The sequence below is a fragment of the Streptomyces sp. NPDC004732 genome (assembly GCF_040609235.1).
Classification (GTDB): Bacteria; Actinomycetota; Actinomycetes; order Streptomycetales; family Streptomycetaceae; genus Streptomyces.
The window spans coordinates 22,175-39,568 of sequence record NZ_JBEXJR010000016.1; the positions used below are offsets into that span (position 1 = coordinate 22,175).

The window sequence follows — 17,394 nt, forward strand, 5'->3', positions numbered from 1 at the left end:
TTCTCAGCTCCCGGCCAACGGCCGCCAGTACTGCTCCGTCCCTTCGTCGCGTACGACGTAACCGAGCCCCCGCACCGTCTCGACCAGGTCACCGGCGTCCCGCGGGGCCTTCCGTCCCAGCGCGGCCCTGCGTGCCGCGAGGAGCGCGTGGACCTCGGCGGGCAGGTCCGGGGTGCCGGGGATCCAGCGGTGGAACAGCGAGGCGTGCGGGTCGGCGTCCCGGAACGGGTAACCGTGTGCGCGGAACGCCTCGGCCAGCGCCGCGGCGCGCGGTGCGGGCACGCCGCGCACGAGCTCGCCGGAGTCCGTGCCGAGCAGCACGAGCTGCCTGCCGTCGAGGAACACCGCCGAGACGTCGGCGCGTTCGAAGGTCCGCGACCGGCCGTCCTGACCGACGTGCACCTGCTCGTCGGTCAGCTTCAGCCGCATGTCCTCCGAGACCGCCATCAGGACGAGGAGCACACCGGCCACGAACCCGGCCGCCACGAAGAGCCCGACCTGCCAGGGCGCGTCGAGCCTGCCGAGGAACTGGATGCCGTCCCGCCACGGCAGCACCGGCGACCCGGACGCCCAGCGGGCGAGCCGCGGCACCGCCAGCCCGAGCAGCAGCCCGACGAGCGGCGTGCCGACGAGCAGCAGAAGCAGATCGCTCCGCGGGTGACCGAGCTCAGTGGTCCGGCCCGTCATCTCGCCGTGCTGGCCGTGCTGGCCGTGGTGCTCGTCCCGTACCTCGCTGTGCTCTTTGCCCGGCATCTCGTGGACTCCGTTCCGCCCCGTGACGGGTGGCCGGTCCGGCTGCCCGTCGATCGTCTTCCCGTCAGACGCTAGGAGGGGAGAGGGGCGCCGCACAGCCGCCGAAAGTCGATCGGCGCCCTACTTCAGTAGCCATCGGTGGGCATCGGTAGGCATCGGTAGGCATCGGCAGTCGTCGGCACCCATTCGTGCGGGACGCCGCCCCCGAAAGCCGGTGGCGGCGGCGTCCCGCCCGCTCTACCGTGCCGATCATGCTGCCCGAAGTGAACACGGACGAAGAGTGGGACCGCGTCGTCCCCGACGACGCGATCGTGCGGCCCGGTGCCGAGGATCTGTGCGCACGCCTCGGGTTCGCAGGAGCGCGCCTCACTCGCTACCCGGCAGGCTCCCAGCCGGTCTACGCGGTCGGTGACGCACACGTGCTGAAGCTGTTCCCCGGGATGGACGCGCGGGACGCCGTCACGGAGGCCCGCGTCCTGAGCCATGTGGCGGGCCGCCTCCCCGTCCCCACGCCCCGCGTGCACGACTCGGGAACGTACGAGAACGGCTGGCGCTACGTCCTGATGTCCCGCCTGCCCGGCGAGGACCTCGCCGTCGCCTGGCCGCGCATCCCGCGCGCCGACCGCGAGCGCATCGTCACCGACGCCGCGGAAGCGCTCGCCGCGCTCCACGCGCTCGACCACGCACCGCTCGCCGATGTCCTCGGACCCGGCGACTGGGGCGCTTTCCTCGCCGGGCAGCGGGCCGGGGCGGTCGAGCGGCAGCGCAGGTGCGGGCTGCCGGAGAGCTGGCTGCGGCAGCTCCCCGGGTTCCTGGACTCGGTGCCGATGCCGGACGCGCGGAGCGTGCAACCGGCGCTGCTGCACACCGAGTTCATGCGCCAGCACCTGACCGTCGACCCGGACGACGGCTGGCGGCTCACCGGGCTCCTCGACTTCGAGCCCGCCATGATCGGCGATCCCGCGTACGACTTCGTGGGCGTCGGCCTCTTCGTCACACGCGCCGAGCCGGGGCTGCTCACCCGCTTCACGAAGGCGTACGGCCGGACGTTCGATCCGCGCCAACTCCTCGCGTACACACTGCTCCACGTGTACAGCAACCTGCCCTGGTACCTGCGGGAACTGCCCGCACCGGCCGAGCCGACGCCGGACGCGCTGGCGGAGGCGTGGTTCGGGCAGTAGCCATGGGCAGCCATGGGTGCGGCGCCGTGCCGTCGCCGTCAGCCGACCGGCACCAAGGTCAGATAGGCGATGCCGAGCACCCCGCGGTAGCCGCGCAGCCAGGACGAACGCTGGGCGTCGACGCGGGCGCGGGTCTCCGCCGCCTCGGGGTGGTCCGGGTGCGTGGCCAGCCACTCCTCGACGTCGGAGCGGTAGCCCGACTCGAACTCCTCCCATTCCTCCGCGCTCGCCGTCTCCACCCACAGCGGGCGGAACCCCGCATCGACCGCCGCGTCCACCAGGTCGCCCAGATACAGGTGCTCCCCGGCATCGGCGTCCGGCCACATACCGGCCAGTTCCGCCGCGGTGGGCTCGCGCTGCCAGAAGCCTTCGCCGAGCACGACGCGGCCGCCCGGATTGACCAGGCGGCGCAGCGCGTGCAGCGCCTCGACCGTCGCCTGTGCGGGCGCGGCGGAGCTGAGGGCCTGGCTCGCGCCGAGGCACAGCACGACGTCGGCGGGGCCGCGGGCGGTGTCCTTCGCCGTCTCCTCGGCGAACAGAACCCGTCCGCCGAGCCCGCGCTCCTTCGCGGCGGCGCGGCCGCGGTCCAGGTCCTCGCCCTTGATGTCGACGCCGATGCCGGTGGCCTCGGGGGCGGCTTCGAGGACGCGGAGCAGCAACTCGCCCCATCCGCAGCCCAGATCGAGCACGGTGCGCGGGCCGGACGCCGCGAGGCGTTCGACGAGCCGCCCGGCGCGGGCCTCGGAGAGCGGGCCGTGGAAGGTGAGGCGGGTGAGGCGCGGGGGGTGGGTGATGTCAGGAGTCTCGGTGGTCATGGGCGGGGACGCTAGCCTGCCGACGGGCCGACGGGACATTGGTTTTGGTGGCGCCGACCTTCGCGGAACGCTCGCCCACGCGGCGGAGATGGGCGGCCAGGACCGTCCCCGCGTCCGGGGTCAGCGTGCGCAGGGCGACCATCGCGGTGACGATGACGTCGCAGAGTTCGCCCTGAACGTCGTCCCAGCTGTGGGTGGTGCCCTTGCGCGGGTTCTGCCCGGTGGCGCCGATGACCGCCTGCGCGACCTCGCCGACCTCCTCCGACAGCTTCAGCATCCGTAGCAGCAGGGCCTCCTGGGGCGGCTGCCGGTTGTGGGAATCGAGCCATTCGTAGAGGCGGTCGACGGTCTCCCACGGGTCGTCGTGGTCCTCGGGTGCGCCCTGCTGATCGTCGTCCATGGCCCGCAGCCTGCCATGGTGATTACGCGTCGGGGGAGGCGCTCGCGTCATCGTCCGAGCCCTCCGCCGCCGCCCGGACGTTCTTGTTCCGTGCGCCGAGCGTCGCGAGCACCCCGACCGCCGTGCCCGCGAGCGCGGCGGGCACCATCCAGCCGCGGTTGAGGGAGTGGCCGAGCGCGTGGTCGGCGGAGTAGCGGCCGGGGCCGGTGACGGCGAGGGCCGCGGAGACCATGCCGAGGAACGCCGGGTACTCGTAGCCGCCGCCCTGGCTGAAGAAGCCGTTCGGCGCGTGCAGGGCGACGGCGCCCGCCATCGCGCCCGCCGCGGCCGAGCCCGCCGCGGGGGTTCCGAGGCCGAGGGCGAGGAGCGCGCCGCCGCCCGCCTCGCAGAGGCCCGCGACGACGGCGTTCAGCTTGCCCGGCGCGTAGCCCACGGACTCCATGAAGGCGCCGGTGCCCTCGACGCCGCCCCCGCCGAACCAGCCGAACAGCTTCTGGGCGCCGTGTGCGGCGAGCACCCCTCCGGTGCCCGCGCGGAGCAGCAGCAGCCCGAGGTCACGGCGGTCCAGGCAGGTGCAGGTGGTCATGGGAACTCCCGGTTCGGCCCCTCGGCGGGGTGGCGGATGCGTCCGCCTCCACCGTCCACCGGACCCGGCCGGGCCACCCGGCCCACGGGGCCGTACGGGTGACGCCCGTCCGGCGGGGCAGGGGTGGCGCCCGGCTCGGACCGGTGTGACCGTGGGCCCATGAGCATCCAGGTAAACCGGCTCACCGACCCCACGGTGAGCGCCTTCGTCGCCGCGGTGAACGCCCACGACAAGGCCGCCTTCGACAGCCTGCTGACGCCCGGCGCGACCATGGCGGACGACGGCAGCGACCGGGACATCGCCGACTGGACGGACCGCGAGATCTTCTCGTCCAACGGCCACATGGACGTCGAGTCGGAGTCGGACGGCGGCCGCGGGCTGACGGTCTCGTACCGCAACGACACCTGGGGCGAGATGCGCACGAAGTGGCATTTCACCGTCGAGGGCGACAAGATCTCCCGCTTCGAGACGGGCCAGGCCTGACCGCTCGGCAGGTCCTCACCGGGCGTGCTTCGCAGGGCGACCGTTCCGCGGCGCGGCTCGTTCCCGCGGCCCCAACCGCGGGCCCCCGCCGCGGAGCGGTCGCCCTCCCCCTACCCCCTGATGTTGGTCAGTGGCAGCTGGTGGAGCCGGAACCGGTCCGCGCCCACGAGCAGGAGTCGAGCTGCGAGCCGCTCGGCTTGATCAGGCGGGCCTTGTCGCCGGTGTTGTTCCAGACGTAGTTGGTGCGGCCCCAGTAGCGCACGCCCGAGGCGTTGGAGCCCTTGCCGGTGCGGACCTTGACGGTCTTGCCGGCGCCGATCTTGTAGCTGCCGAAGGTGTACGTGTAGCCGGTGTTGTCCTTCAGCTTGTAGCCCTTGAGCTGGACCGCCGAGCGGCTGTTGTTGTGGATGTTCACCCACTCCGCGTTCAGCGAGGAGTTCGAGCGGGTGTCCCGGCCCGGGCTGTCGTACTGGATGGTGCCGAGGTGCAGCCCGCCCTGGTGGCGCGCCGTCGCCGCCGACGCGGGGGACGCGGCAAGCACAGACACCGACAGGGCGGTGGCGGCGAGGACGGCGGGGGCCGCGGTACGTATGCGCAAGGAGTGCTCCAAGTGTGAAGTTCTCGTGGAGAGAGACTGAGCATAAGGGGAGCACTGACCCGGATTGATGCGGTACTTCCTATTCCACTTGTGGAGATCTCAAAGCCGCTTCCGTGTCATCCCCGCCCGACGTAGGGCATGTTCGTCGCGAGGACCGTCGCGAACTGGACATTCGCCTCAAGCGGCAGCTCCGCCATGTGTCGCACCGTGCGGGCCACGTCCGTCACGTCCATCACCGGCTCGGCCGCCAACTGGCCGTTCGCCTGAAGGATTCCGGACTGCATGCGCTCGGTCATGTCGGTCGCCGCGTTGCCGATGTCGATCTGGCCGACCGCGATCCGGTACGGCCTGCCATCCAGTGAGAGCGACTTCGTCAGGCCCGTCAGGGCGTGCTTCGTCGCCGTGTACGCCACCGAGTTGGGGCGCGGGGCGTGTGCCGAGATGGACCCGTTGTTGATGATCCGGCCGCCCTGCGGGTCCTGCTCCTTCATCTGGCGGAAGGCCGCCTGCGCGCACAGGAACGCGCCGTTCAGGTTGGTGTCGACGACGTGGCGCCACGCGTCGTAGGGGAGCTCCTCGACCGGGACGCCGCCGGGGCCGAACGTACCCGCGTTGTTGAAGAGGAGGTCCAGGCGGCCGAAGTGTTCGCCGACGCGGGAGAAGAGGCCCGCCACGTCCTCGGGGCGCGAGACGTCCGTACGGACGCAGAGGGTGGTGTTGTCCGGTGAGGCGGACGCCAGTGCCGCCGTCTCCTCCAGGGTCTCCGTGCGGCGGCCCGCGAGCGCCACCGACCAGCCCGCGGCGAGCAGTTCGAGGGCGACGGAGCGGCCGATTCCGGAGCCCGCTCCGGTCACCACGGCGATCTTGGGCGAGGCGCCGGAACGGGGGGTCTCCGGGGCGTTCGATGCGGCAGTTCGCTCAGCGTTCATGGCCCCGCAGCGTACGGGAGGGCAGTCCACGCGGACATCATCCGCCCGCCATGCGGCTGTTGTGTACGCGACAGGCGTGCGTCGTCCCCCGCTACTTCCATGCCCCTGACACCAATCGTCAGGGGAGGGCCACATGACACCCGCAGGCCAGCAGCACGCACCCGAGATCCGGGCCGCAGCCCGTCACTTGGGCCGCCGTCGTTTCCTCACCGTCACGGGCGCCGCCGCCGCGCTCGCCTTCGCGACCAACCTGCCCACCGCAGGCGTCGCGGGCGCCGCCGAGCTCGATGCCCGCCGCATCGCCGAAGACCCCTTCACCCTCGGCGTCGCGTCGGGAGACCCGCAGCCCACCTCGGTCCTGCTCTGGACCCGCCTCGCCCCCGCCCCCTACGAGCCCGGCGGCGGCCTCCCCCAGGAGCGCGTCACCGTCCAGTGGGAGATCGCCCACGACTCCCGCTTCCGGCGCGTCGCCAGACGGGGCACGGTCACCGCGCACCCCGAGTTCAGCCACACCGTGCACGTCGAGGTCGACGGCCTGCTCGCGGGCCGCACCTACTACTTCCGCTTCAGGACGGGACGCTGGGTGAGCGAGACGGGCCGCACCCGCACCGCGCCCCCCGCAGGCACCCGCCCCGGCGCCCTCACCCTCGCCGCCGTCTCCTGCCAGGCGTACCACGACGGCTACTTCACCGCGTACAAGCACCTGGCGCAGGACGACGTCGACGTCGTCTTCCACCTCGGCGACTACCTCTACGAGTACGCGGTCAACTCGGTCGGCGGCGCCCGCAACTACACCGACCGCACGCTGCCCGCCCACTTCAACAAGGAGACCCAGACCCTGGAGGACTACCGCCTGCGGTACGCCCTCTACAAGCACGACCCCGACCTGCGCGCCGCACACGCCGCGCACCCCTTCGTCGTCACCTGGGACGACCACGAGGCCGAGAACAACTACGCCGACGACATCTCCGAGAACGACGACCCGCCCGCCGAGTTCCTGCTCCGCCGCGCCGCCGCCTACCGCGCGTACTGGGAGAACCAGCCGCTGCGCCGCCCGCAGCTGCCGAGCGGCCCCGACGCGCAGCTCTACCGGCGGCTGACCTGGGGGCGGCTCGCCCAGTTCGACATCCTCGACACCCGCCAGTACCGCTCCGACCAGGCCTACGGCGACACCGCCCACGTCCCGGGGGCCGAGTCGGACGACCCGGCGCGCACCATCACAGGGGCCAGCCAGGAGCGCTGGCTCATCGACGGCTGGCGCCGCTCGCGCGCCCTGTGGAACGTCGTTCCGCAGCAGGTCACCTTCTCCGAGCGCAGGCTCGACCTCAACGCGCAGGCGAAGCTTTCCATGGACGCCTGGGACGGCTACCGCGCCTCCCGCAAGCGGGTCCTGGCGGGCGCCAAGGCCACGGGCCTGGACAACCTCATGGTCCTCACCGGTGACGTGCACGTCGGCTACGCCTTCGACATCAAGGCCGACTTCGACGACCCGTCCTCGAAGATCGTCGGCACGGAGATCGTCGCCACGTCCATCGCGAGCGGCAAGGACGGCGCGGACAAGCCTGCCAACTGGGACACGTACATGAAGGCCAACCCGCACCTGAAGTTCTACAACGGCCGCCGCGGCTACGTGACGGTCGCCCTCGGCCAGGAGTCCGCGCGGGCCGACTTCAAGACGGTCCCGATGATCTCGAAGCCGGGCGCCCCCATCAGCACGGCGGCGTCGTTCGTGACGGAGGCGGGAAACCCGGGCCTGCGCCCGGCGTAACGGAAACCGGTCCGTACCACCCGCCCGCAGCTGCGACGATAGACGACGGTAAAGGGGATACGCAGCGACTGGGAGGGGCACGATGCCTGAGCTCGGGCAGGCCACCGAAGACCATCCGATAACGAAGGCGGCGGAGCCGACGACCGGCCCCGCCGCCCTCCGTCGTACCGGAGCCCTGGTCACCCTCGTGCTCGGCGGCCTCACCGCCGTCCCCGCGCTCTCCATGGACATGTACCTCCCGGCCCTGCCGGAGGTCACCGACGCCCTGAGCTCCCCGGCGGCGACCGTCCAGCTGACCCTGACCGCCTGCCTCATGGGCATGGCACTCGGCCAGCTCGTCGTCGGCCCGATGAGCGACAAGTGGGGCCGCCGCCGCCCGCTCCTCATCGGCCTGCTCGTCTATGTGGTCGCCACCGCGACCTGCGCCTTCGCCCCCACCGCCGAGCTCCTCATCGGCTTCCGCCTCCTCCAGGGCCTGGCGGGCGCCGCGGGCATCGTCATCGCCCGCGCGATCGTCCGCGACCTGTACGACGGCGTGGCGATGGCCCGCTTCTTCTCCACCCTGATGCTGATCTCCGGCGTCGCCCCCGTCGCCGCGCCCCTCATCGGCGGCCAGGTGCTGCGCTTCACCGACTGGCGCGGCATCTTCGTCGTCCTCACGGTCGTCGGCACCGCCCTGACCCTGCTGGTCTGGCGCCGCCTCCCCGAGACCCTCGCCCCCGAGAAGCGGCACAGCGGCGGCACCGTCGAGGCGCTGCGCACCATGAAGTCGCTCCTCGCCGACCGCGTCTTCGCCGGGTACATGATCGCGGGCGGCTTCGCGTTCGCCGCGCTCTTCGCGTACATCTCCGCCTCGCCCTTCGTCATCCAGGAGATCTACGGCGCGTCCCCGCAGACCTTCAGCCTCCTCTTCGGCGTCAACTCCGTCGGGCTGATCGCCGCGGGCCAGATCAACGGCAAGATCCTCGTCGGCAGGACCAGCCTGAACAAGGTCCTCGGCGTCGGTTTCGCCATGATCACCACCGCCGCGGCGGCGCTGCTGCTCATGACGACCGGTGTCTTCGGCGACGTCGGCCTGTTCCCCGTCGCGGCCGGGCTCTTCGTCCTCATGTCGTCGATGGGCCTCACCCTGCCCAACACCCAGTCCCTGGCCCTGATCCGCACCCCGCACGCGGCGGGCTCCGCCTCCGCCCTGCTCGGCACCACCTCCTTCCTCGTCGGAGCCGTCGCCTCGCCGCTCGTCGGCATCGCGGGTGAGGACACGGCCGTCCCGATGGCCGTCGTCCAACTGGCCTGCGCCCTGGCAGCCATCGCATGCTTCGTAGGACTGTGCCGCCCCTGGCAGCACGGCACCACGACGCCCGCGACGGAGGCGGACCACTGAGCACACCCAGACTCCTGCGCCCCGGCACCCCGGACCGCGCGGGCCTCGACCCCGACGAGATCGGCCACCTCGTCGCCGAGGTGGCCGACCTGACGCGCGGGCCGCGGCCGTGGTGTGCGGGCGCCGTCGTCCTCGTGGGCCGCGGCCCCGTGATCGCGGCCGAGGCGGCGGCGGGCTGGGCGGTGCGCTACGCCTCGTACGACCCGGTCACCGACTCGGGCGTCGAGCTGCCCCGCGGATGGCGGGTGCCGATGCGCACCACCACCCCCTTCGACCTGGCCTCGCTCACCAAGCTCTTCACCACGGTGGCCGCCGTGCAGCAGCTGGAGCGCGGCACGCTCGGCATCGACGCGCTCGTCGGGGCGTACGTCCCCGAGTTCACGGCCGCCGCCCGGCACCGCATCACCGTCCGCCAGCTGCTCACCCACACCTCGGGACTGCGGCCCGAGCTGCCGCTGTACGACTGCCCGGACGCCGACGCACGCCTCGCGGCCCTGCGCGCGGAGGCCCCGGTCACCGAGCCGGGCGACTACGTCTACTCGGACCTGAACATGCTGCTGCTCCAGCAGGTCCTGGAGCGCCTCACCGGCCGCCCCCTCGACGTCCTCGTCTGCGAGGGCATCACCCGGCCGCTCGGCATGACCGCCACCGGCTTCGGGCCGCACCCCGACGCCGCCGCGACGGAGGACCAGCGCAGGCCCTGGGCGAAGGCCGACCGCGGGATGCTGCGCGGCACCGTCCACGACGAGAACGCCTGGGCGCTCGGCGGCGTCGCCGGGCACGCCGGGCTCTTCTCCACCGCCCGGGACCTCGCGGTGCTCTGCCGCACGCTGCTGTGCGGCGGCTCGTACGGCAGGGCCCGCATCCTCGGCCCCGACTTCGTCGAGCTGATGCTGGCGGGGTCCGGGCTCGGCTTCGGCATCGACCAGCCGTGGTTCATGGGGGAGCTCGCGGGGCGCGGGGCTGCGGGGCACACGGGGTTCACCGGGACGTCGCTGGTCCTCGATCCGGCGACGGACACGTTTCTGGTGCTGCTGGCCAACACCGTGCATCCGCGGCGGCGGGACGCGGGCAGCGGTCCGCGTGCGGCTGCGGCGACGCGTCTCGCCCGTGCCGCGCGGGGGCGTTAGCCGTCAGCCGTCAGCCGTTAGCGCGGCTGCGTCTGCCTTCGGCGGTGCTTGGGCGGCTGCGGGCCCGTTCTGGCTGGTCGCGCAGTTCCCCGCGCCCCCAAGCGGCGCGCCCCCAAGCGGCGCGGCCCTTCGGGCGCGCCCCTTGGGGTGCGGCTCCTAGAGGTCGCGGTGGAAGCAGACCCTGTGCTGGCCCGGGCCGTCGTAGTCGGTGTGCACGGGCAGTCCGTCGACCTCGTGGTCGCCCGGTTCGAGGCCGAAGCCCATGGCCCGGTGGAAGGCGATGGAGCGGGTGTTGCGGGGCGAGGTGATCGAGCGGACGTCCTTGCAACCGGCCGCCGCGGCCCGCCGGAAGAACTCCTCGTAGAGCGTGCGGCCCACGCCCTGCCCGCGCAGTGCCGGGGCGACCCCGACGAAGTGGATGTACGCGCCGCGGCCTTCGGCGGCGGTCTCGGGGGAGTGCAGCCCGATGAGGAACGCGTCGATGTCCCCGTCCCGCTCCAGGACCAGGCTGGTCCCCGAGAAGAACTGCAGGAACAGCTTCGGCAGCAGCATCGACAGCTCGCGGGACTGCTCGGGGGAGTGCGTGTCGCCCCACCAGGTCTGCACCCGGTCGATGATCGCGGGGTGGTCGGACACCCGGGCCTGTCGTGTCGCTGTGGTCATTGCGTTCCCTCCGTCGGCTCTTGCGTCCCTCCTACCCCCGTAGAATCACGGGGTGAACGTCCCGATCCCCCCGGCCACGGCAGGTTCCCCGGCCGAGACCCTCCGCACCGCCCTCGCGGGCCTCCTGGACGGCCTCCCGCCCAAGCAGGCGACCCAGGCCGTCGACCGGCTGATCGCGAACTACCGGGGCCGCACCCCGACGGACGCCCCGATCCTGCGCGACCGCGCGGACGTCGTGGCGTACGCCGCGTACCGCATGCCCGCGACCTTCGAGGCGGTCCGCGGCGCGCTGGCGGCCCTCGCGGACGCGGCGCCCGAGGGCTGGGCGCCCGGCAGCCATGTGGACGTGGGCGGCGGGACCGGCGCGGCGACCTGGGCGGTCGCGGCGACCTGGGCGGGGAAGCGGCCCGTGACGGTCCTCGACTGGGCCGAGCCCGCGCTGGCGCTGGGCCGGGAACTGGCGGGCGCGGCGCCGCAGTTGAGCGCCGTCCAGTGGCAGCGCTCTCGTATCGGAGCATCGCTCGCCATCGAGAGCACTGATCTCGTCACGGTGTCGTACGTCCTGGGGGAGCTGACGGAGGCCGACCGTAGCTCGGTCGTCGACGCCGCGGCCGACGCGGCGGAGCAGGCCGTCGTCATCATCGAGCCGGGCACCCCCGACGGCTACGCGCGCATCATGGCGGCCCGCGACCGGCTCATCGCGGCGGGCTACCGGATCGCCGCGCCCTGCCCGCACAGCTCGGCGTGCCCCATCGAGCCCGGCACGGACTGGTGCCACTTCTCCGCGCGGGTCAGCAGGTCGTCCCTGCACCGCCAGGTCAAGGGCGGCTCCCTGGCGTACGAGGACGAGAAGTTCAGCTACGTCGCGGCGGTCCGCTTCGACCCCGGGCCCGCGCCCTCACGCGTGGTGCGCCGCCCGCAGATCCGCAAGGGGCAGGTACTCCTCGACCTGTGCGGGGCCGAGGAGTCCCTGCGCAGGGAGACCGTGACCAAGCGCCACGGCCCCCTCTACCGCGCGGCGCGCGACGCGGACTGGGGCGACGCATGGCCGCCCCCGTCCGCGGACTGAACTACCTGGGGCCCCAGGTCCCCTGGTTGACCGCGCAGTTCCAGCCGGAACCGCGCAGGGTGAACTTCACACCGAACGAGCGGGTGTTGAGCAGGCGCGTCTGCACCTTGAAGCCGAGCTTCGCCTTGCCCTTGAAGGTCGTGTCGTAGACCGAGACGGTCTTCGTCGTGCGGCGGGTGATCTTGCCGCCCGTCGGCGTCGCCTTCTTGAAGCGGACGTTCTTGGTGTTGGTCACCGTGAAGGTGACCTTCTTGATGCTCTTCGTGGTCTTGCTCTTGATGCCGAAGTACAGGCCGCCGTTGGTCACGTTGCCGTTCGCGTCGTAAGAGAAACGCTTCGGGTAGACGATGTCGATCGGGCAGCCGCTGACGGCCCGCGGCGCGGACTTCGTCGCGGTCGGGCCGGACGCCGCGGAGGCGGACCCGGCAAGGCCGAGCTGAGCGGCGGTGAGTGCCCCGGCGGTGGCCAGGACGGCGGCGGACGTGCGCATGCGGTTCACTGCGCTGATACCTCTTCTTCCCCCTGGGCCCCTGTGGACCCAACTGTTTGGTTGTGGTGTTGCGTTCACACAGGACGGTCTGTGCACCTGTGTACCTGTGCGCACGTATTGTTAGCACGTTGTCGGCCAGATGGCTGAACCGCCCCTCTTCTTAAAAGGTTCTTAGAGGCGGCGACTATTCAGATCCCCATGCCGAACAAGAGCAGTTCTCCCGGCCACGCCCGCAGGCGGTCGGAGACCCGATTCCTTGCCCTGTCCCTCGCGCTGGCGGTCACCGCCGTCGGAGCGACCACCTACGCCTTCACCGCCGGGGCCGAGCAGCCGCACGGCCGTGACGTCGAACTCGCCGTCGACGGCGGCACCGCGGTCGTCGACACCGCCACGCTCGCCGTCCGCGCCCGCACCGGCGCGGGCCACGACCTCACCCTCTCCGACGCCGCGGCCACCGACCTCGGCAAGCCGGGCCCGGTGACCCGCACCGGGACGTCCCGGGCCCGCTGGAGCTACCCCGAGCGCGGCATCGACGTCACCGCGCGCACCGACCACGGCCGCCTCTCCCTCAGCATGAAGGCGCACCGCGACACCTCCCTCAGCTGGCCCGTCACCGGCACCGACGCCACCGCGAGCGCCCTCCAGCTCCCGCGGGGCGAAGGCCTGGACATCCCCGTCAAGGACGCCTTCTGGACCAAGGGCAAGGGACAGCTCGCGGGCAGCACCGTCGACATGAGCGAGGGCCTGACGCTGCCGCTGTGGGGCTACTCCCTCGGCAAGCGGACCGGCGTCAGCTACCTCACCCCCACCGACATCGGCACGAGCCTCGGCTTCACCGCGGCAAAGGGGCGGCTGCGCACCACCGCCGAGCACGCCTTCGACCGCGGCGAGGGCACCCGGGACTACACCGTCACCTTCGCGCTGACCGACGGCAACGCGGTCGCGCCCGCCGCCGACTACCGCTCCTACCTCGCCGAGCGCGGCCGCCTCGGCAGCCTGAAGCGGAAGATCGCGAAGAACCCCGCCACGGAGAAGCTCCTCGGCGCCTTCCACGCCTACACCTGGGGCACGGCCCGCAAGGCGGCGGGCGTCGAACAGCTCCGCAAGCTCGGCGTCGACCGGATGTGGCTCGGCTACGACGCGGGCCCCGGCCCCATGGACAAGGCCGCGGTGAGCGCCGCCAAGAAGGCGGGCTACCTCGTCGGCCCCTACGACTCCTTCGCCAACGGCCAGGACCCGAAGAGCGCCGACAGCCCCACCTCCGCCTGGCCGGGCACCGTCTACCCCGACTTCTGCGTGCGCGACGCGAAGGGCAAGCCCGAGACCGGCTTCGGCGGCCGCGGCTGCTACCTCAGCTCCCGGGCCTTCGAGCAGGCGGAGCCGCGCAAGCACTACCTCGCGAAGCGCACCCGCTCCATGGTCGCGAACGGCGCCGACAGCTACTTCCTCGACGTGGACGCCACCGGCGAACTCTTCCGCGACCACGGCAAGGGCCACCGCATGACCAAGGCGGGGGACCGCGCGAACCGCCTGGCGCGGATGAAGCGCATCGAGGAGCACGGGAAGAACGGCCTCGTCCTGGGCTCGGAGTCCGCCGGGGCCTGGGCGAACAAGGCGCTCTCCTTCGACCACGGCGCGGGCACCCCGGTCGCGGACGGCCTGTGGGCGCTCCAGAAGGACCGCGAGAAGTGGGGCGGCTACTACCCGGAGAACGCGCCCGCCATCTTCTTCAAGCCGGTAGACCTGCCCGCCGACCTCGCCAAGGCGATGTACGACCCCCGCTACCGCGTGCCGCTCTACGAGACCGCGCTGCACGGCTCGCTCGTCAACGCCGAGCGCTGGGAGCTCAGTTACGAGAAGCTGCCGCGCCAGAAGAAGGACCGCGCGCTGCTCGCGATGCTCTACAACACGCCCCTCAACTACGTCCTCGACGGCGCGTCGCTGAAGCAGCACGGCAAGGAACTGGCCGCGCTCCAGAAGTACTTCGCGCCGCTGCACAAGGCCGCGGGCACCGAGCCCCTCACCTCCTACCGGCGGCTGACCGCCGATACCGCCGGCAACACGGTCCAGCGCACGGTGTTCGGCAGGGGCACGCTGACCGTCACGGCCAACTTCGGCACCAAGGCGTACGACGGGCTGCCCGGCGGTTGCGTCGACGCCCGCCTCAAGGGCGACGACGCACCGCGCAGGCTCTGCCCCGCGGAACTCGGCTAGCTCCGCAGCTCCTGCGTGCAGCACTTCACGCTGCCGCCGCCCTTGAGCAGTTCGCTCAGGTCCATCCCGACGGGTTCGAAGCCGCGTTCGCGCAGCGGCTCGAAGAGCCCCAGTGCGGCCTGTGGCAGCAGCACGTGGAGTCCGTCGGACACGGCGTTGAGCCCGAGCGCCACGGCGTCGGGCTCCTCGGCGATCACCGCGTCGGGGAAGAGCCGCCGCAGGACCGCGCGGCTGCCGGGCGAGAAGGCGGGCGGGTAGTACATGACCTCGTCCGCCGCGTCGTCCAGGACGGCGAGCGCGGTGTCCAGGTGGTAGTAGCGGGGGTCGATCAGGTCGAGCCCGATCACCGGGCGGCCGAAGCACTCCTGTGCCTCGCCGTGGGAGAGCGGGCTGGCGCGGAAGCCGCGTCCCGCCAGGACGTAGGAGGCGGTGACGGCGAAGTCGCCCTCGCCCTCGTTGATGTGGGTGGGTTCGTGGATCTCGGTGAAGCCGTGGGTGCGGAACCACTCCAGGTGGGCCTCGGCCTCCGGTTCGCGCTCCCGGTAGGCGAAGCGGGCGCCGAGCACCCGGCCCCCGACGACGGTCGCGCCGTTCGCCGCGAAGACCATGTCCGGCAGTCCGGGCCGGGGGGCGAGCTCCTCGACGGTGTGGCCGAGCGAGCGGTAGCGGTCGCGCAGGTCCTCCCACTGGGCGATGGCGAGGGGGACGTCGACCGGTTTGGCGGGGTCCATCCATGGGTTGATGGAGTAGGTGACCTTGAAGTGTGCCGGTGAGCACATCAGGTAGCGCCGGGGTGTGGCGCACCGAGGAGAGCGAGGATTACGGGACAAAGAAGGCTCCTCACGTACCGCAGGGTCATGTTCTGCCCATGGTGGGGCAGTTGATGCCCATAGTGCGGTGTGAGGAGCCTTCGCGCTGTGATCCGAACGGGTGGTTACCGAGATGATCCCTGTGCCGCCCGCTCCCGCGGGTCACGGCCTGCCGTGCGTTTCGCGGCCTTCCTGCAGCTTGCGCAGCAGTTCGCGCTTCTGCTGCTGGGGGCTGAGCGCGCCGCCGACGCGGCCGCTGCGGCCCGCGCCGCGCAGGGCGCCGCGGGAGAGATTGCTGCGGGTGCCGCCGACGCCCAGCATGTTTCCGGATCCGCCTCGGGTCATGTCGTGCCTCCAGCTCGATAGCTCGATCGATGAAGCGAGACGGCGCGTCTCGCGACATCGACCACTATCAACGAGACGATGCGTCTTGTCAAGACGGAACGTCTCGGTTCGGTCGCTGCTACATTCGACGGCATGGCCCAGAAGACCGTCCCTGACTCCACGCGCCGCAGCGAACGCTCGCGCCGCGCGATCTACGACGCAGCCCTCGCCCTCGTCAGCGAGCTCGGCTACGGAAAGCTCACGATCGAGGCCATCGCCGCCCGCGCAGGCGTCGGCAAGCAGACGATCTACCGCTGGTGGTCGTCGAAGGGTGCCGTGCTGCTCGACGCCTTCCTCGACCTCGGCGAGCAGGCGTCCCGGGCTGCCAGCGAGAGCGCGGGCCAGCAGGAGATCCAGACCGAGATCCCGAACTCGGGCGACCTGGAGGCCGACCTCAAGTACGTGATGCGGGCCACCGTCGACGAGTTCAACGACCCCAAGTACGACGCCCCCTACCGCGCGCTCGCCGCCGAGGGGCTGCTCAACCCCGAGCTGGGCGCCGAATTCGTCGAGAAGCTCCTGGAGCCGCAGCTCCAGCTCTTCGTGAAGCGGGTGGAGCAGGCCCGCGACGCGGGCCAGGTTGTGCCCGGCGTCGACCCCCGCATCGCCCTCGAACTCTGGTCGAGCCCGCTCGCCCAGCGCTGGATGATGCGCTCGGGCCCGCTGACCCACGCCTACGCCGACACGCTCGTCGAGTACGCCCTGTACGGCATCGCCTCGCGCCCCCGGACGTCCTGACCGGCTTCACCGCCGGAGGGGCCCGCCCGCCTTCACCGGCCGGTACTTCTTGATCGGCGTGCGCGAGAGCAGGCCCGGGGCGTCCGTGATCACGCCGTTGCAGCCCAGCCACAGCACCCGGTCGCGCTGCTTCGGGGTGGTCACCGTGTGTGCCCACACCCGGGGGACGCCCGAGTTCACCGCGCGCAGCAGATCGCCGTCGCGCGCCTTGTAGTCCACGTCCAGGACGTCCACGAACGGCGCCCAGCCCGCCGGGCGGTCCGTGAGCATCTGCGCCCTGGAGCGCCACAGCTGGGCCAGCAGCCCCATGTGGTGGGCGCGCCTGGCGACCGCCGGGTCGTTGGTGTTCACGAACACCGAGCGGGTCAGGCCGCGCGAGCGGATCAGCCCGCCGAGAGACTTGAGGCTTTTGGGGTCCTTGGCCTCCAGCATCAGCATGATCTTGCCGCCGAACCGGTCGAGGACCTCCGCGACCGTCGGCGGCCGCTCCGGGCGCCAGTGGTCGGGCAGCCTGGTCCCGGGGCGCAGCCGCACGCCGAGCCAGTCCCACCGGTCCATGTTGCGGACCGGGCCCGACGCGTACGTGGTGCGGTCCAGGGTGTCGTCGTGCATGACGACCAGCGTGCCGTCGCGCAGTATCCGCGTATCGAAGTCGATGACCTGGGCGGTGCCGCGCTCGAAGGCCGCCAGCAGGCCCGACATGCTGTTCTCCGGTACCTCCAGGGCTCCGCCGCGGTGCGCCGTGTAGACGACGCGGGGGAGCGCCTCCACGGTCAGGGGCCCGCCGCCCCACTCGATCGGGGCGAGGAAGCCGTTCGGTGCCGTGAGGGTCAGCGCCGTGAGGCCCGTCAGCACAGTCCTAGTGACCATGGCGCCCACGGTAGGCAGGTAAATCCCCACATGGCGCGGAATGACGCGCTATGTCACCCACCGACTGGCATCACCCCCGACCACCCCGGATGTGGGCTCCGGCCCCCCGAGGCGCAGGATGGTGGGACCA

General features: G+C 72.0%; 18 protein-coding genes and 1 pseudogene. 8 read left to right on the forward strand and 11 right to left on the reverse strand.

Going from position 1 to position 17,394, the window contains the following annotated elements:
• Positions 1 to 3: 3 nt before the first annotated feature.
• Positions 4 to 753 carry a hypothetical protein gene (locus ABZV77_RS35845; protein WP_356266388.1) on the reverse strand — a complete coding sequence of 250 codons (750 nt, stop codon included), beginning with the start codon at positions 751 to 753 and terminating at the stop codon, positions 4 to 6.
• Between the two features lie 251 nt (positions 754 to 1,004).
• Between ABZV77_RS35845 and ABZV77_RS35850 the strand changes: the two genes are divergently transcribed.
• Positions 1,005 to 1,934 (forward strand): aminoglycoside 3'-phosphotransferase/choline kinase family protein, encoded by a 930-nt coding sequence (locus ABZV77_RS35850; protein WP_356266390.1) that lies wholly within the window; start codon positions 1,005 to 1,007, stop codon positions 1,932 to 1,934.
• A gap of 38 nt (positions 1,935 to 1,972) precedes the next feature.
• Here the strand turns inward: ABZV77_RS35850 and ABZV77_RS35855 are convergent, their stop codons facing one another.
• The 3 genes from ABZV77_RS35855 to ABZV77_RS35865 are packed head-to-tail and all read right to left on the reverse strand — an operon-like array spanning position 1,973 to position 3,735.
• Positions 1,973 to 2,749, reverse strand: a complete 777-nt coding sequence (locus tag ABZV77_RS35855) for a class I SAM-dependent methyltransferase (RefSeq protein ID WP_356266392.1) — start codon at positions 2,747 to 2,749, stop codon at positions 1,973 to 1,975.
• The gene (locus tag ABZV77_RS35860; protein WP_356266394.1) at positions 2,730 to 3,149 is read right to left on the reverse strand and encodes a MazG-like family protein; all 420 of its coding nucleotides are present in this window, start codon (positions 3,147 to 3,149) and stop codon (positions 2,730 to 2,732) included. Before ABZV77_RS35860 ends, ABZV77_RS35855 begins: the two co-directional genes overlap by 20 nt.
• Before the next feature lie 22 nt (positions 3,150 to 3,171).
• On the reverse strand, positions 3,172 to 3,735 hold the full coding sequence (locus tag ABZV77_RS35865; RefSeq protein ID WP_356266396.1) for a DoxX family protein: 564 nt from the start codon (positions 3,733 to 3,735) through the stop codon (positions 3,172 to 3,174).
• Positions 3,736 to 3,894: 159 nt separating this feature from the next.
• Between ABZV77_RS35865 and ABZV77_RS35870 the strand changes: the two genes are divergently transcribed.
• Positions 3,895 to 4,218, forward strand: a complete 324-nt coding sequence (locus ABZV77_RS35870; RefSeq protein ID WP_356266398.1) for a nuclear transport factor 2 family protein — start codon at positions 3,895 to 3,897, stop codon at positions 4,216 to 4,218.
• A 127-nt stretch (positions 4,219 to 4,345) separates the two neighbouring features.
• Here the strand turns inward: ABZV77_RS35870 and ABZV77_RS35875 are convergent, their stop codons facing one another.
• Together ABZV77_RS35875 and ABZV77_RS35880 are read right to left on the reverse strand one after the other, a co-directional pair.
• The gene (locus ABZV77_RS35875; RefSeq protein WP_356266400.1) at positions 4,346 to 4,816 is read right to left on the reverse strand and encodes a lamin tail domain-containing protein; all 471 of its coding nucleotides are present in this window, start codon (positions 4,814 to 4,816) and stop codon (positions 4,346 to 4,348) included.
• Between the two features lie 116 nt (positions 4,817 to 4,932).
• Positions 4,933 to 5,745, reverse strand: a complete 813-nt coding sequence (locus ABZV77_RS35880; RefSeq protein ID WP_356266402.1) for an SDR family oxidoreductase — start codon at positions 5,743 to 5,745, stop codon at positions 4,933 to 4,935.
• Positions 5,746 to 5,878: 133 nt separating this feature from the next.
• On the opposite strand from ABZV77_RS35880, the gene ABZV77_RS35885 reads away from it, so the two are divergent.
• From ABZV77_RS35885 to ABZV77_RS35895, 3 genes are all read left to right on the forward strand, one after another.
• Positions 5,879 to 7,513, forward strand: coding sequence for an alkaline phosphatase D family protein (locus ABZV77_RS35885; protein WP_356266404.1), 1,635 nt, complete (start codon positions 5,879 to 5,881; stop codon positions 7,511 to 7,513).
• A gap of 82 nt (positions 7,514 to 7,595) precedes the next feature.
• On the forward strand, positions 7,596 to 8,897 hold the full coding sequence (locus ABZV77_RS35890) for a multidrug effflux MFS transporter (RefSeq protein ID WP_356266406.1): 1,302 nt from the start codon (positions 7,596 to 7,598) through the stop codon (positions 8,895 to 8,897).
• Positions 8,852 to 10,027, forward strand: a complete 1,176-nt coding sequence (locus ABZV77_RS35895; protein WP_356266618.1) for a serine hydrolase domain-containing protein — start codon at positions 8,852 to 8,854, stop codon at positions 10,025 to 10,027. Before ABZV77_RS35890 ends, ABZV77_RS35895 begins: the two co-directional genes overlap by 46 nt.
• 156 nt (positions 10,028 to 10,183) lie before the next feature.
• On the opposite strand, the pseudogene ABZV77_RS35900 reads toward ABZV77_RS35895, so the two are convergent.
• Positions 10,184 to 10,714: pseudogene (locus ABZV77_RS35900) on the reverse strand (GNAT family N-acetyltransferase); the annotation flags it as partial.
• 28 nt (positions 10,715 to 10,742) lie between these two features.
• Here ABZV77_RS35900 and ABZV77_RS35905 point away from each other — a divergent pair.
• Positions 10,743 to 11,759 carry a small ribosomal subunit Rsm22 family protein gene (locus tag ABZV77_RS35905; RefSeq protein ID WP_356266408.1) on the forward strand — a complete coding sequence of 339 codons (1,017 nt, stop codon included), beginning with the start codon at positions 10,743 to 10,745 and terminating at the stop codon, positions 11,757 to 11,759.
• Between the two features lies 1 nt (position 11,760).
• Here ABZV77_RS35905 and ABZV77_RS35910 read toward each other — a convergent pair whose 3' ends face one another.
• Positions 11,761 to 12,249, reverse strand: coding sequence for a hypothetical protein (locus tag ABZV77_RS35910; RefSeq protein ID WP_356266410.1), 489 nt, complete (start codon positions 12,247 to 12,249; stop codon positions 11,761 to 11,763).
• 198 nt (positions 12,250 to 12,447) lie between these two features.
• On the opposite strand from ABZV77_RS35910, the gene ABZV77_RS35915 reads away from it, so the two are divergent.
• Entirely contained in the window at positions 12,448 to 14,463 is a 2,016-nt protein-coding gene (locus ABZV77_RS35915; protein ID WP_356266412.1) for a glycoside hydrolase, read from the forward strand.
• Here ABZV77_RS35915 and ddaH read toward each other — a convergent pair.
• Positions 14,460 to 15,293: a dimethylargininase gene (ddaH, locus tag ABZV77_RS35920; RefSeq protein ID WP_356266414.1), complete on the reverse strand. Its 834-nt coding sequence runs from the start codon at positions 15,291 to 15,293 to the stop codon at positions 14,460 to 14,462. The genes ABZV77_RS35915 and ddaH overlap by 4 nt on opposite strands.
• A gap of 141 nt (positions 15,294 to 15,434) precedes the next feature.
• On the reverse strand, positions 15,435 to 15,617 hold the full coding sequence (locus tag ABZV77_RS35925) for a DUF6243 family protein (RefSeq protein WP_356266416.1): 183 nt from the start codon (positions 15,615 to 15,617) through the stop codon (positions 15,435 to 15,437).
• Between the two features lie 132 nt (positions 15,618 to 15,749).
• On the opposite strand from ABZV77_RS35925, the gene ABZV77_RS35930 reads away from it, so the two are divergent.
• Positions 15,750 to 16,394 carry a TetR/AcrR family transcriptional regulator gene (locus ABZV77_RS35930; protein ID WP_356266418.1) on the forward strand — a complete coding sequence of 215 codons (645 nt, stop codon included), beginning with the start codon at positions 15,750 to 15,752 and terminating at the stop codon, positions 16,392 to 16,394.
• A gap of 6 nt (positions 16,395 to 16,400) precedes the next feature.
• On the opposite strand, the gene ABZV77_RS35935 is transcribed toward ABZV77_RS35930, so the two are convergent.
• Entirely contained in the window at positions 16,401 to 17,264 is an 864-nt protein-coding gene (locus tag ABZV77_RS35935; RefSeq protein ID WP_356266420.1) for a glycerophosphodiester phosphodiesterase, read from the reverse strand.
• Positions 17,265 to 17,394 lie beyond the last annotated feature (130 nt).